The sequence below is a fragment of the Mesorhizobium sp. M0408 genome (assembly GCF_040321495.1).
GTDB lineage: Bacteria > Pseudomonadota > Alphaproteobacteria > Rhizobiales > Rhizobiaceae > Mesorhizobium.
In genome coordinates this window covers 40,162-55,064 of sequence record NZ_JAMYRO010000023.1, presented here as the reverse complement: position 1 = coordinate 55,064, position 14,903 = coordinate 40,162, and the positions used below count along the sequence as shown (strand labels likewise).

The following is a 14,903-nucleotide window of genomic DNA, read 5'->3' as shown; positions in this document are numbered from 1 at the left end:
GCGGCGCCGAACACTGGACCGTGATGTTTCTCGCCGAAACTTAGCCATTAATCAAAGTTCAAAACTCGACGTAATCCAGGCTCACTGTCAGCCCTTCCAGCATCAAGCCCGAGCCCTTGTGGTCTGAATTCATAGCGACTATGTCGCCTGGATCCAAATAGCTGCCCGCTTGGCTTGCCCTGATACCGGCATCTCGACTTACGAACGCCGCCAAGCCCTTTGATGCCGTGTCAATCGTGACGATGTTGGTTGATGGTCCATTCCGGTATCGATTTAGTGAAAGAGTGCGATAGTTCCTCTCATCGGCTTCCGCCTCCTCTGCAACCAAATAGCGCGCACGGGTTATCAACGTCCTGCGTCGCGCCACGAAGACGCTCTTGTTAACGGCACCTCTCGCTGCCAAATCGCCGACCTTCGCGTCTACGCATTCGCCGTGAATGTATTTTTGGGCGTCCCCCTCCAGGATAATGGTTCCTCCGACGCGATTTTTTCTACCCCACAGGACTGAGTAAGGGCAGTCGAGATGATGCCAGAGCAGAGGCCCGTTAATCGGTCGCCAGACGACGGTCCCGTCTAGAATTCTTTCGTCGGTTCCGGTCGGCCCCCTGGAAAATCCCGAAACGCCAGCTGTCATGCAGACGTAATAACGGTCTTGATTCCTGCAGAGGTCGTCAACCAAGTATTTGCTACCGCCTGTCCACGCAGAGATCGATTCGCTGCCATCATCAGGAATGGCAGTGCCGATCCCAGACGGACCGCCAGACCGTCCCGACATACCGTCGACGGCGGAACGATAGAATCGGCCGTTATTGATGACAAGAGAGTTCCTTTTGTAGAAGGTCTGCCCTTTCCAAGTTGCAGTGCCCCTACTGTCACCCGCGATCAATACGTCCCCTTCGATGTCGCAATTGTCTATGACGCAGCGGGCTGCACGTGTGTGCAGCGACGTGAGAACCAGATCGGGATCTTTCCCGCCCAACGTGTTGTTGCCACGAGTGATGAGGCCGTTCACAACAGCACGCGACGGAGCAGATACCCTTAAGGCTCCCCGTTGGGCATTTTCGATCCTCATTTTGTCGATTTGGACATCGAGGTCTGAAAAGCCAACCTGATCTGTATTGGCCCCGGCTGAGCGCATATCGACGGCAGAAAATCCAGGCGCAGATATCACTGATCGTAGAGTGATGTTCTTGAAAACGAGACCTGAACCTTCACGAACAAAGACAAATCCAGTATCTTCCAAGCATATATTCTCAATTGTGATGTCTCTGACCGGTCCAGACCCCGCGTGGTTTCCGGCGGCCCAATCCCATCCGATGAATATAGCGGGATTGTTCACTCCATCGCCAATTTGGCTTCCCGTGACGTTGCTTACAACTATACGCTTTCCAACCTGAAAATTCCGTACCGGCGAATTGAGGAGATATTCACTGTATGTATCTGGTGTCGTTGTTTTATAGTTTATGGTAATGATGTTGCCGACGTTGTTGACCGAAAAATCACCAATCGATGCGTCGACCTGATCGTTCACGTCTATACACTGTTGCTTGCGCTTTGTTCCTTGGAAGACGCCATTGCGAATGACCGCCCGTTTTGAAGTCCCATCCAAGTCAATAGCTTCGGAGAAATCGCTAAATACGAAGTCTGTGATGACGATGTTTTCGCAATACCGAAGGTTGAACCCCCCCGTCACTCTATCATGGCGATGACCAGTTACCTGGATGTTCCGACTGTTCTGAATATGGGCGAAATACCCGTTTCGATTCCCGCTAGAATGTCCGATCGTGTGCAAAAACCGCAAACCGTCGATGCCAACGCCATATAGGAAGCGTTGGTTTGAATTAGCTGGGGAGGCGACGTTTGCGGGGTCGAACGCGATGTCTTTGAATGTCACATCCTTGATTGTTCCAACTGTCAAGTTCTTGTCCGTGGCGAAAATTGGCTGAACATCCGTGACTGCTACTCCGGGCCTGTTGACGCCGTGGAAAACGACTCCGTGGCCGGAAACCGTAAAATTGCTCTGGGTTAACGCGACCGCTCTGTAGACTTTGTTTCGAAGATTGCTGAGCGTAAACGGCGATTCGGATCCGGGGACCATTTGGTAAACCCCAGCTGGCAAGGAAACGCCTCCAAGCGCCATGTCGAGCTCTAGCTGAATCGCGGATGCGTCATTTGCCATGTTGAATTCCCGGGACCGCTTTCGTACCGGGCCAAATCAGAGCAAAAATGGACTTTTGTTGGACGGCTGCCTGAGATGCCCGGAAGCGATGCAGCCGTCGTCAACCGTGCTCCAAGCTTAATTCTATCCCGAGAAAAATCACTGGTTCCAGGTAAACCCAAGAAAATCACTGGTTTCCAGCTAAATTGCAGCGCTCCTGTAAACGGGTGAATGGTCCCACAGGGCGTCCGCCGTCGGCCGAATCTGTGATCGATCTGAGGCGCAAAGCTAACGGCGCTCGTGCTGATAATGCACAAGCGGCAAGTTGACAGCCGCCCTTAAGTGTTCCCACTAAAAGCGACAGCGCGGGATCGAGTGGGGTAAAATCAAAAGTGGTCGGAGGAGGCTATGTCGATCAAAAAGGTAGGGCTGCTTGGTCTGATCACGCTGGTGTTCGCTGCCGGCTTTCTTGGTCTCGTGACGGTTCAGAGAGATAGTTCGAGAGCGCCGCCTAAGGCTTCAATAACACCTGAGCGGCTTGAAGGGACGTTTTCCATCCAGACAATCGATGACCTCCGTATCGGCGGCCATAAGATATTGCTGTGCGGCGTTGCATTCAGCAGGCCCCAATTCATGCGGGCAATGCTAACGGATGCAGCGCGCCGGGACTATCAGGGGCTTGCCTTGACCTGTAAGCCTGTCGGCACAGGAACCCCCTGCGATGGCAATACCGCGCCAAGGCTGGGCGATGCCACAGTTGTACAATGTTTTACGCCAGATGGCTCGGACCTAGCCGCGAAACTAGTGGAGGGCGGTGTGCTGTGTGGGCAGCCAGCCCAAGCGGGTTCAACCTACAAACCCTGTTCTCCGGCATTGTAGTGCCTTAGGTCGCGTCGTGACCTATGGCCCAGAGTTGCCCCTATGCTGTGTCGATCATTTTGAGAGCGTCGACAGCTGTTTCGAAATCGCCAGTCGCGGTCGGTGCGGAAAAGGGTACATTCCAACCTGCTTATGGTGTGTTCAATCAACCACACCGAAACCAAAAATTATCTCGCATATGCGAAACGGGTTGGAATTGGCGCAGAAAGCTGTTACGCGCTTTTGAGTACCTTAGCGGTTGGGTGGGCCTCAGGTAACGTGGGACAGAAGGATTGATGCGGATGAACCTAGTTTTGAAAAGTGCGTTGGCCGGAGTTGTTGTGTTGGCCGGCTTCGCCCCGGTGTCCTCTTTTGCGCAGGATGGGTCGTGCACCTGTGCAACCGCCTATAACGGCGTAAATCCGATTGGATCGCTCGGCAGCGTCAATGGCGACGTGATGATCTCGCAGGTGGCTGGCTATGGCCCGGCGCAAGCGGGCGGCGCGCTTGATTTCGGCAGCCGTGTCGTGGTTGGCTCCAAGGGCTCGGCTTCGGTTCAGGTCGGTGGCTGTAATCTGAGCGTCCCGGCGAATTCGACCCTCGATATTTCGCGTGTCGAGAACAAGATCTGCCTCAATGTCCTTGGTTCTGAGAAGACCGCCCAGACGGGCAATACCAACAGCACCAACTACACGCCGGCCCTTATTTTTGGCGGCATGGCTCTTGGGGCTGGTGTTCTGGCTGCAACGGCGGACAAAGATCACGGCCACGCCGTTAGCGACTAAGTTGACCGCGTAGTAAATAAGGCAACGGCAGCAGAGGCGTATGGCGCGTCTGCTGTGTCTCTGTTGTTGGCGGTGGAGCGCACTTGGCGTGTATGCTGGTGTCGCGTCGGTCGGGTCGCCTAAGCCAAGGCGGCATGCGGATGTCTGAGGCTGGCGAACATGCCGGGATGAGGGGCGAAGTGCCGGTCTATCCAGGCAAGATGGTCGAATCGCAATCTGTTGCTGCTGCGTGTTGGTGCAAGTTTCGGATACGGCAAACGCGACGATCAAGGTCAATCCTGCGGAAGGGCGGCATGTGTGTAGCGCTCGAAACATCAGGCGCAGCTTTTGCCGCCGGTGCGGCGCTGATCATCGGCCTGCATAATGACGACGACTCTGTCCGCCAGTAGCCGGGACCTAGCATCCATCGTATCGCATGAACTTGACAAATGCGTCATTCGCTGTCTTGCGGATGACGCATTTATACTTTTTGGGGATGACGTCGCCACGTTGCTTCGATGCAGTCACAAACGCCCATGATCGATCTACATTCCCATATCTTGCCCGGCCTCGACGACGGCTCGCCCAGTCTTGCCGAATCACTGGAAATGGCTCGACTGGCGGTGGCCGACGGAACGACCCACATGGCGTGCACGCCGCACGTGACGCCCGGCGTATACGAAAACGGAACATCGAACATCGTTCGGGCGGTTCAAGAGTTGCACCAGGCGTTGCGCGGCGCCGCAATACCACTTGCTCTTTACGTCGGTGCAGACGTTCACATAGCGCCGGATCTTCCGGACCAATTGGCGGCGGGCAGCGTGCCAACCCTAAATGGGTCGCGCTATTTTCTGTTCGAACCGCCGCATCATGTTCTACCTCCACGGATGGAGGATCTTGCTCTACGCCTAATAAACGCCGGTTTCATCCCAATTCTTACTCATCCTGAGCGTTTGACCTGGATCAAAACGAATTACGACGTTATCGAGAGGTTGAATGCGGTGGGTTGTCTTATCCAGCTTACCGCAGACTCGATTGTTGGTGCTTTTGGACGCACGGCGCTTTATTATTCGGAAAAGCTGATTGACGAGGGCAGGGTGGACATCATCGCATCGGACACTCATAGCGCTACGCGCCGACGTCCTGGGCTTTCACAGGCGGTTGCTGCTGCCGCAAAGCGATGTGGCGAAGACGAGGCCCGCAATATGGTTTTGAAACGCCCAGGCGAAATATTGGCGAACCGACCCCTCGAGCCGGTCGGAAAAGTAAGCGCAAAAAAGCCAAGCACCGGCAATGGCAGCCGCTTTGGAGGGTTCGGCCGCTTGTTCAGAGGCGGGACAGTGTGATGGCCGTTTTTGGTTTAGGAAAAAAACCCGTAGGCGCGATATTCGTGATGCTTATGTCGCTCGCTGCGTCGGCATGCACGAGCACCTCGTCTGGGACGACGTCTTCGTCGAGCTCGGTCGATGCGCTGCAATTGGCATCATCATCGTCATCGACCCCGCTTTCGAGCGGCGGGGCTCTAAAGGTGGTAAAGGACCTCCCTGCGCCGCAAAACACCCAGAATGGCAGTGAGCAACCTTTGTCAGCGAACGATGTGCTCGAGGTAAATGTGTTTCAGGTCGACAATTTGAACAGAACGGTTCAAGTCGACTCCAGTGGTCAGATTTCTCTTCCGCTTATCGGCACTGTTACCGCAGCGGGGAAAACCGTCCGTCAGTTGGAGCAGGAAATAGAGACCGCTTACGGCGCCAAATACCTGCAGTCCCCTGACGTTTCGATTTTCGTCAAGGAATCCATCGGACAGCGAATAACCGTCGATGGCGAAGTCAATAAGGCTGGTATTTATCCGGTATCCAGCAATTCTTCTCTCATCGATGCGATTGCCCTAGCGGGAGGGTTCAATAACGTTGGGGATGCAAAAAAGGTATTCGTCTACCGTAATATCGGCCCAAACACGTTGGTTGCCAACTACAACGTCGAGGAAATCCGTGGTGGCAAAACCCGCAACCCGCGCATCTATGGTGGCGACAAGATTGTGGTCTTCGCCTCAAAATCGAAAATTGCGATGAACAATCTCAAGGACGCCCTCGGTGTCGCCTCAAGTGCAGCCCGAATTGGCGTGCTGGTTCCATAGATGCTTTCCCTTCAGCCAATACACAAGCAACCTAGGATAATCTAGCGCTATGCTCGATCGTAACAGGCAGCACCAAATTGCGGGACCCGGGCATAGCCAGGCGTTGTCCGCGGACCTCTATTATGACGGTGCGCAAAACTATAGCCCGTACGGCCGTGATACCTTGGAGTCGGATCATCGTTTCAGTCCGCTAAAGCTGCTCTTTTACGCTGTCCAGTATCGCTGGCTGATCGTCATCATGGCGGTCGCTGGGCTTGTCGCCGGCGTCATTATTACCATGATGCAGACTCCAAAGTATCAGGCAACAACGCAGTTGGAGGTGCTAGTTCCATCGGCCAAGGTGTTCCAGGACATCGAGGTGGTTTCCGAAAACAGCGACGTGCGCGCCTTTCTTACGGCCCGAGAAAAGCTGAGAAGCCGTGCACTGGCCCAGCGCGTTGTGTTTCAATTGGGGCTTAGTGAAAAACCAGACTTCTTGTTTCCGGTACCCGATTTCTCACCCATCAACATCTTCTATCGCGCCTTCGGAATTTCCAAGGCGCCTTCCATGGACGGGAAGACACCAGAGCAACGTGAGGCGATTGCGATTGATCGCGTGCTTAATGGCCTTACAGTCAACCTGGTTCCTAACACCAGTCTATTGTCCATTACCTTTATCGATCAGAAACCGAAGTACGCAAGCGATGTAGCCAATCAGGTTGCTCAAAGCTTCATCGATCAGCGTCTCGATCAGACCGGTGAAACCTCTGACCTGGCCCGGCAGTTCATCCAGGAACAGGTCTTGCAAGTGAAGCAAAAACTTCAGAAATCGGAAGAGGAGCTGGTCGCCTATGCTAAGGATGCTGGCATTACGGTAACCGGCGACGACAAGTCATTGATAGGCTCGAATATCGAGGCCCTGAACACTGCTCTCGCAACTGCGATTCAGGACCGTCTCGATGCCGGCCGAATCGTGGACCAGATCGATAAAGGTCGCGGATCAAGCCTCGCTCCCGTCCTGGAAAGCGAGGGTCTGCAGAAGCTCAGCGAGAAGTTGGCGGATCTGACCAGCCAATACCAGCAGAAGTTGGGCATTCTGAAGCCTGGTTTCCCCGAAATGCAGCAGCTTCAGTCGCAGATCAAGGAATTGCAAAGGCTCTACAACAATGGTGTCCTCGCGATAACCGATTCGCTGCGCCTAAAATATCAAGAGGCACAAAGCAAGGAGGCGGACCTTAAGAGCAAGCTTGCGGAGATGGAGAAGCAGCAAGCTATCTTCAACGACAAGAATATTAAATATACTATTCTAAAGCGTGAAGTCGATTCCAACCGATCACAATACGACAGTCTTATAGCTAAGCTGAACGAAGTTGGAGTGAGTTCTGAGCTTAAGACACAGAGCGCTGCCATCGTTGATTTCGCAGCCCTTCCTGAGTTGCCTTATTCACCGCGTCTCAGTCTAAATCTTGCTATTGCCTTGGCTCTGTTTATGACGTTATGCGCGTCGGTTATCTATGTGATCGAGTTGTTGAACAACACCTTCACCAGTCCCGAGCAGATTGAGAGAGAATTGGGGTTGGCAATGCTCGGTATCTTGCCGTACGTGGACGACCGGGAACTCACAGCCAGTATTGCCGATCAGAAGTCCGGACTGTCGGAGGCCTATCGGTCGCTTCGAACATCGCTGCAGTTTTCCGGGGCGGAAGGCGCGCCACGATCGCTGGTCGTCACGAGTTCGGAGCCTTCGGAAGGCAAGTCGACCACGTCGTTCAAACTCGGCCAGGATTTTGCTGCACTCGGCGCAAGGGTTCTCATTGTCGACGGGGATCTCCGCAAACCGAACCTTCATCGACTGTTTGGTCTCGACAATACGATCGGGCTGAGCAATCTGCTGACAAACACCGTTCGCAAGGAGGATCTCGCCAGCATCTTCAGGGCGACGAAATACCCCAATGTGACCGCTCTAACTTCTGGAACGATCCCTCCAAATCCTGCGGATCTGCTCTCTTCACCGAAGATGGCTCTGATCATAACCAATCTCGGCAAGCGCTTCGATCTTGTTATTATCGACGCGCCGCCGATCGTGGGCCTTTCGGATGCTCCCATTCTCAGCCGGCTCGCTGAGGGTACATTGATGGTCATCTCTACAAATCAGGTGACACGCAAGTCGGCCAAGACCGCGCTGAAGCGCCTGCGAGCCGCTGGCGCTAACGTGGTCGGAGCCGCGATGTCAAAGTTTGCGGTGAACAAGTTCGACTATAATTACGCCTACAAATATATGAACTATCAGTATTACAACTACGGAACAGACTCGAGTACTCCGAGGATTGAGGGCAAAGTCGATGATGGAGCAAGCCAGCCCGCTTATGCGAAGTCTCCGACATTCAGTCGTTTGGTTCGTCGCATCCGTTCTCGTATTGGTGGCTTCCTCGATCGGGCTAAGTCGATTTCTTGAAGCAGAAACACCAGCTGTTTCTCTTGCCCTGGATCCGCTCAATATCGACGCATTGATAGCTGAAATCAGCAGTGACCTGAACGACACGACTAAGGCTGCCGATCTTGATGCCTTGCTTGCCAAGGCCAAGCGCGCGCTAACGTTCGATTTGGCTGACGCACGTCTCTACAGCCTGATCGGCGAGATCAAATACCGGCAAGGCGAAAAAGACGAGGCCTACCAGCTTTTCGACCAAGCCCGAAAATTGTCCAAGACAGAGATCCATGCGCTGCAGAGGTCCATTGGCCGCAAGATAGAAACTGGTGATTTGTCGAAGGCCGTTGCTGAGATGGACATATTGCTGCGGCGATGGCCGGACCAATTTTCGGCGATTGCTGATGGCATACCAGCGATCCTCTCAAATCCCGAGGGCTACCAAGCCGTGCTGGCGTCCATCGGAGCAGAGGCGCCTTGGAGAGGCAGTCTATTTCTCTCTCTTAACAAAACCCCCGAAGGACTCGATTTAGCAAATCGGCTGCTTCTAGATTTGACTGGATCAAGCGCACCGCCGACGTCGAGCGAATTGGCTGCTGTGATGGCCGGCTATATCCGTCAGAAAGAATACGAGCCGGCATACCGGCTGTTTCTTTTCAGCCTTACTGACGAGGAACGAAAGTTAGGTGGATACATTTTCAACAGCACCTTCGAACCTACGTCCGGTGGCAAGCCCTTCGATTGGCAGCTACAGGATCAATCAGGCTTGGAAGTCACTTTCGCAACATCCCAGGACGCGGTGGAGGGCGAGGGCGGAGCGACTGTCCGGTTCTTGAACACACCGGTCAAGAACACTGCCCTTCAGCAATATGTTGCGCTCCCTCCAGGCTCGTACAAAATTTCCCTGGTTGCATCTGCACGAAACTTGAAGCTTCCAAAGGATTTGTTCTGGTCGATCAGATGCGTTGATCCGGCGGGAGAAATAGCACGATTCAATATCCCGGAAGGCACCTATAATCGTCAGAATCTTAGCGAGGAATTTTCAGTTGGGCCGACGGCATGTCCTCTGCAGTTGCTAAGGCTACAGACTGCCGCCATTGCCGAGAGCTGGCGGTTTCGATATGTCGGTACGTTGGTAATGCACAAATTGACCATTGAGAGACTTCCATCTTGAACGATCGGCCGTCGGAATGGGATAAATATGTTCTCGGCTCGGTCCTGTTTGTGTCGCTGCTGATCGGTGGCGGCACCGCAAGCGGCCTTTATACGGACACCTTGATCGAGGTCGCGGCGATTGTCTCGGCAGCGGCCGTTTTCACGCAGACCGCTGGGCAAAGAATCTCCCAGTCCGCTTTGTGGCTGCTGATCTTCGCGGTGGCTTTGATCGTTTTGCAAATCGTCCCACTGCCGGCGGCCATGTTCAACGGGTTGCGGCCGGAACTGCTGCTCGGAGATCCCTGGGTTGGAGAAAGCCGATTTCGCTTCATCAGCGTTGGGGTCGGCCGCACGGTCGAATGTTTGCTTTATCTTTTGGCCGCAGCCGCGTTTTTTTTAGCCGTATTGCGTTTGCGTGCCGAACAGGTCAGCGCGCTTCTTCCCTTTTTCTTCATGGGCGTTATCTGCAACGGCTTGGCCGGAACGATTCAATATTCGCTTTCCAACGACATCGCCATTGTCGGGCTCTTGCCTTTTACGATTAACGCAGGGCTTTTTGCCAACGCGAATCACTTTTCTGCTTTGCTTTTCGTTTCGATTCCCTTCATCGTCCACTACGGCCTGTTCCGCGGGCATCTTTTGTCCGGATCCTTCGGCTTAATCGCGCTTTTGCTGCTGCTTTTGGCAGCCGGTTCCCGAGCCGGTGCTCTGATTGGGTTGGCCATCACGGTGTTGTCCGTCATCTTCCTTTCAGCCCGCTCAAGGGCGAGTGGATTTAGCGTGCTCCTGGCTTTTGTTGGACTCTCGATTTACACGATAGGCGCCTGGACTAAGATAGATACACAGGTGCTCGATCCGGCCTTCGGGCGAGGAGAATTCACCCGAACCACCATCGAGGGGATCAAGGACAATTGGGCGACGGGTGTCGGATTCGGGAATTTTCAAAACGCCTACCAGATATACGAACGGGAGAGCATGATTTTCAAACAATACGTGAACCATGCCCACAATGACTACCTTGAAATGGCGTTCGAAGGCGGAATTCCCGCTATTTCACTTATGGTAGGCTATTTTGCACTGCTTTTTGCTGCATTGGCCAGGGTTCGCCGCGACCCGCTTCAGAAGGCCGCATTCCTCTCGGTATCGTTTCTTCTCATTCATTCTCTGGTCGACTATCCGCTGCGAACCGAGGCGTTGGCGATGACCTTTGCTTATATGAACGCCATCATCTTTCACAAAGGATTTGCGGAACGCTTGGGCCGCAAGAGCGAGATGATCGAGATCGATCACAACGGTGACAAGCTACTTGTTCCCATCGGAACTTCGTCTTAGCCATGCTCGTCGCCGCTGCTGGCCGTTGGCTGAATGAGGAGGACGACTGTCAGGCGAGCCGGCTCCTGGCTCTCAGCTTCCCAGCCCAGGGCAATATTTTCCTACCCCTTCCAAGCGCAATCGGTCGCTGAGCAGAAATTTCCCGATTTTCCCGGCTGTATGGAAAATTCATTCCCGAACCATTCAGCCGCAGGCTTGTCTTGCATTGTTCTGGACCGGAACGATCTGCTAGAACGCCCGCACGAGAATAGATTGTCCGGAAGTGCAGTTTGAATCGGGCGGCTGAAGGTCGCCTCCGATGCAGGCCCTTCCGTGGATCGGTACGAAAGAACGCTCGCAGTCCATGAACATCGCACTTACGCACCTTCAGCGGCTTGAGGCCGAATCCATCCATATTTTTCGCGAGGTGGCCGCGGCCTTCGCCAAGCCGGTGATGCTCTATTCGGTCGGCAAGGATTCGTCCGTGCTCATGCACCTGGCCATGAAGGCATTCTATCCGGCCAAGCCGCCCTTTCCCTTTCTCCATGTCGACACGACCTGGAAATTCCGCGAGATGATCGCCTTTCGCGACCAGATGCAGCAAAAGCTCGGTTTCGACCTCCTGGTCCATGTCAATGAAGACGGCGTGCGTGACAACATCAATCCGTTCGAGCATGGCTCCAACACCCATACACATGTGATGAAGACGGTGGCGCTGCGGCAGGCGCTCGACAAATACGGGTTTGACGCAGCCTTCGGCGGCGCCCGTCGCGACGAGGAGAAGTCGCGCGCCAAGGAGCGCATCTTCTCGTTCCGCAACGCCCAGCATGTCTGGGATCCGAAGAACCAGCGGCCGGAGATGTGGAAGATTTTCAACACCCGCATCGCTGCCGGTGAATCGATCAGGGTGTTCCCGTTGTCGAACTGGACCGAGCTCGACATCTGGCAGTACATTCTCCAGGAAGACATCCCGATCGTGCCGCTGTATCTGGCCAAGGAGCGGCCGGTCGTCGAGCGCGATGGCATGCTTATCCTGAGGGATGATGAGCGCATGCAGCTGCGGCCCGGCGAAACAGTGGAGAACCGGATGGTGCGGTTCCGCACGCTCGGCTGCTATCCGCTGACCGGCGCGATCGACTCGGAAGCCGACACTCTGGAGGCGATAGTCGGCGAAATGCTCACGGCGCGCACGTCCGAGCGGCAAGGTCGCCTGATCGACCGTGATGAAGCCGGCTCGATGGAAAAGAAGAAGCGCGAGGGGTATTTCTGAGCATGCGCCACATCATGGCCAAGAGCCTCGCCCCGACCGACGGTGTCCGCGACTATCTGGCGGCGCAGGAACGAAAGTCGCTGCTGCGCTTCCTGACCTGCGGCTCGGTCGACGACGGCAAGTCGACGCTGATCGGGCGCCTGCTTTCCGACACCAAGCAGATTTTCGAGGACCAACTGGCCACGCTCGAGCGCGATTCGCGCAAGCACGGCACCACCGGCGACGATATCGATTTCGCGCTGCTGGTCGACGGCCTCGAGGCCGAGCGCGAGCAAGGCATCACCATCGATGTCGCCTATCGCTTCTTCGCCACGCCAAAGCGCAAGTTCATCGTCGCCGACACGCCCGGCCACGAACAGTATACGCGTAACATGGCGACGGGTGCTTCGACCGCCGATCTCGCAATCGTACTGATCGATGCCCGCCAGGGCGTGCTGCGTCAGACCAGGCGGCATTCGATCATTGCCTCGCTGCTTGGCATCCGCCACATTGTGCTCGCCGTCAACAAGATCGATCTTGTCGGCTTCGACCAGGCGGTTTTTGAACGGATCGTCGCGGATTACGGGCAATTCTCACGTGAGCTCGGCTTCCAGACGATCGTGCCCATCCCTATGTCGGCCCGCTACGGCGACAACGTTACCGGCCGTTCCGACAGGACGGACTGGTATTCCGGCCCGACGCTGATCGAACATCTCGAAACCGTCTCGGTCGACGAGGCCGCGGTCGAATTGCCGTTCCGGTTTCCGGTCCAATATGTGAACCGTCCCAACCTCGATTTTCGCGGTTTCGCCGGCACCATCGCCTCCGGCTCGGTTGCGCCGGGCGACGAGGTGGTCGTCGCCAAATCCGGCAAATCCTCGCACGTCAGGCGTATCGTCTCGCATGGCGGCGATCTTCAGCAGGCTATCGCCGGCCAGGCCATCACCCTTGTCCTCGACGACGAGGTGGAAGTCTCGCGCGGCAATATGCTGGTGTCGCCGGCAGCGCGGCCGCAGGTCGCCGACCAGTTCGCCGCCAATATCGTCTGGTTCGACGAACACGCGCTGCTGCCTGGCCGCTCCTACATCCTGCGCACCGAGACCGACCAGACCAGCGCCACCGTCACCGACCTGAAATACCGCGTCAACGTCAACGACTTTGCCCATGAGGCGGCCAAGTCGCTTGAGATGAACGAAGTCGGCATATGCAACATCTCGACGCGGTCGCCGATCGCCTTCGATCCGTTTGCCGAAAACCGCACCACCGGCGCCTTCATCCTGATCGACCGCATCACCAACGCCACGGTCGGCGCCGGCATGATCCTGCATTCGCTGCGCCGCGCCGAAAACATCCACTGGCAGTCGCTCGATGTCGGCAAGCGCGCCCGCGCCGATATGAAGAACCAGCGGCCGGCCGTGTTCTGGTTCACCGGGCTTTCGGGCTCGGGCAAGTCGACCATCGCCAATCTGTTTGAAAAAAAGCTCTTCGCCACGGGGCGCCATACCTACATTCTGGATGGCGACAACGTCCGTCACGGCCTCAACCGGGATCTCGGGTTCACCGACGCCGATCGTGTCGAAAACATTCGCCGCGTCGCCGAAGTGGCGCGCCTGATGGCCGACGCCGGGCTGATCGTCATCGTATCGTTCATTTCGCCGTTCAGCGCCGAGCGGCGCATGGCACGCGAATTGATGGCCGACGGCGAATTCGTCGAGGTGTTTGTCGACACACCCTTCGAGGAATGCGCCAGGCGCGATCCGAAGGGCCTTTATGCCCGGGCGTTGAATGGCGAGATCAAGAATTTCACCGGCGTCGATTCACCGTATGAGGTGCCGGAAAAGCCCGAAATCCATCTCAAGACCCTCGGCAAATCCGCCGAGGAGATGGTGGACGCCCTGGAACACTGGCTGATAGAGCGCGACATTGCCGAAGACCAATATGATAGCGGCGGCGGTATCTGACGACGAAGCGATGCTCGCCGTCTTCGAGCACCTTGCCTTGGCGGCAGGGCGCGAGGTGATGCGTGTCTTTCGTGTCGGCTGTGCGGTCGACAGCAAGTCGGACAGTTCGCCAGTGACGGAGGCGGATCGCGAGAGCGAAAAGATCATCCTTGCCGGGCTACGCGCCGCATTTCCAGAGATTCCATGCGTGGCAGAGGAGGAAGCCTCTGCCGGCATCATGGCGCCGGATCTCGGCGACGCCTTTTTCCTGATCGATCCGCTCGACGGCACCAAGGAATTCGTCAACCGCCGCACCGATTTCACTGTCAACATCGCGCTGGTTCGCCATGGCGTGCCCGAGATCGGCGTCGTCTTCGCGCCTTGCACCGGCCGCTTCTTTTCCGGCCGGCCGGGCAAAGCGGAAACGATCGAGATCAATGACGACTACGAGATCGTCGATCGCCAGCCGATTTCGGCAAGGGCCGGTATGGTGCCGCTGACCGTCGTTGCCAGCCGCTCCCACAACACGCCGGAAACCGACGCCTATATCCGCGCGCTTGGCGCCGCCGAGATCGTCTCGGTCGGCTCGTCGCTGAAATTCTGTCTCGTCGCCGGCGCCGAGGCGGACGTGTATCCACGCTTCGGCCGCACCATGGAGTGGGATACGGCCGCGGGCGATGCGGTGCTACGCGCTGCCGGCGGCATGACGCGCACGCTGGATGGCGAGCCGCTCGCTTACGGCAAGCGCAACCAGAGCGATGACGAGGATTTCGCCAATCCGCATTTTATCGCCAGCGGCAAGGCTGCTCAATCCCCATAGACCTTGGTTGCGCAAATCAAAGGACCGCGTCAGACCTGACCGGCGTTCTTCGGATGCACGACCTATCGCCTCCGGTAAGCGCAGTTCCAGACCGGTGTGAAAGC

General features: G+C 56.0%; 11 protein-coding genes. 10 read left to right on the top strand and 1 reads right to left on the bottom strand.

Annotated features, from left to right (window positions below):
- Positions 1-58 precede the first annotated feature (58 nt).
- Complete coding sequence (locus NKI67_RS24335; RefSeq protein ID WP_352647307.1) at positions 59-2,179, bottom strand: glycoside hydrolase family protein; 2,121 nt, start codon at positions 2,177-2,179, stop codon at positions 59-61.
- A gap of 387 nt (positions 2,180-2,566) precedes the next feature.
- Here NKI67_RS24335 and NKI67_RS24330 point away from each other — a divergent pair, with 387 nt between their 5' ends.
- From NKI67_RS24330 to cysQ, 10 genes are all read left to right on the top strand, one after another.
- On the top strand, positions 2,567-3,037 hold the full coding sequence (locus NKI67_RS24330; protein ID WP_352647305.1) for a hypothetical protein: 471 nt from the start codon (positions 2,567-2,569) through the stop codon (positions 3,035-3,037).
- A gap of 281 nt (positions 3,038-3,318) precedes the next feature.
- Positions 3,319-3,801 (top strand): hypothetical protein, encoded by a 483-nt coding sequence (locus tag NKI67_RS24325; protein ID WP_352647303.1) that lies wholly within the window; start codon positions 3,319-3,321, stop codon positions 3,799-3,801.
- 515 nt (positions 3,802-4,316) lie between these two features.
- Positions 4,317-5,126, top strand: coding sequence for a tyrosine-protein phosphatase (locus NKI67_RS24320; RefSeq protein WP_352647301.1), 810 nt, complete (start codon positions 4,317-4,319; stop codon positions 5,124-5,126).
- Positions 5,126-5,917 carry a polysaccharide biosynthesis/export family protein gene (locus NKI67_RS24315; RefSeq protein WP_352647298.1) on the top strand — a complete coding sequence of 264 codons (792 nt, stop codon included), beginning with the start codon at positions 5,126-5,128 and terminating at the stop codon, positions 5,915-5,917. Before NKI67_RS24320 ends, NKI67_RS24315 begins: the two co-directional genes overlap by 1 nt.
- Positions 5,918-5,966: 49 nt before the next feature.
- Positions 5,967-8,351, top strand: a complete 2,385-nt coding sequence (locus NKI67_RS24310; RefSeq protein ID WP_352647296.1) for a GumC family protein — start codon at positions 5,967-5,969, stop codon at positions 8,349-8,351.
- Positions 8,317-9,498 carry a tetratricopeptide repeat protein gene (locus tag NKI67_RS24305; RefSeq protein WP_352647294.1) on the top strand — a complete coding sequence of 394 codons (1,182 nt, stop codon included), beginning with the start codon at positions 8,317-8,319 and terminating at the stop codon, positions 9,496-9,498. Before NKI67_RS24310 ends, NKI67_RS24305 begins: the two co-directional genes overlap by 35 nt.
- Positions 9,495-10,811: an O-antigen ligase family protein gene (locus NKI67_RS24300; RefSeq protein WP_352647292.1), complete on the top strand. Its 1,317-nt coding sequence runs from the start codon at positions 9,495-9,497 to the stop codon at positions 10,809-10,811. Before NKI67_RS24305 ends, NKI67_RS24300 begins: the two co-directional genes overlap by 4 nt.
- Positions 10,812-11,154: 343 nt before the next feature.
- On the top strand, positions 11,155-12,060 hold the full coding sequence (gene cysD, locus NKI67_RS24295) for a sulfate adenylyltransferase subunit CysD (RefSeq protein WP_352451750.1): 906 nt from the start codon (positions 11,155-11,157) through the stop codon (positions 12,058-12,060).
- A gap of 2 nt (positions 12,061-12,062) precedes the next feature.
- Positions 12,063-14,000 carry a sulfate adenylyltransferase subunit CysN gene (cysN, locus tag NKI67_RS24290; RefSeq protein WP_352647290.1) on the top strand — a complete coding sequence of 646 codons (1,938 nt, stop codon included), beginning with the start codon at positions 12,063-12,065 and terminating at the stop codon, positions 13,998-14,000.
- Between the two features lie 10 nt (positions 14,001-14,010).
- A complete protein-coding gene (cysQ, locus tag NKI67_RS24285) occupies positions 14,011-14,799 on the top strand; it encodes a 3'(2'),5'-bisphosphate nucleotidase CysQ (RefSeq protein WP_352647368.1) in 789 nt (262 codons plus the stop codon).
- Positions 14,800-14,903: the final 104 nt, after the last annotated feature.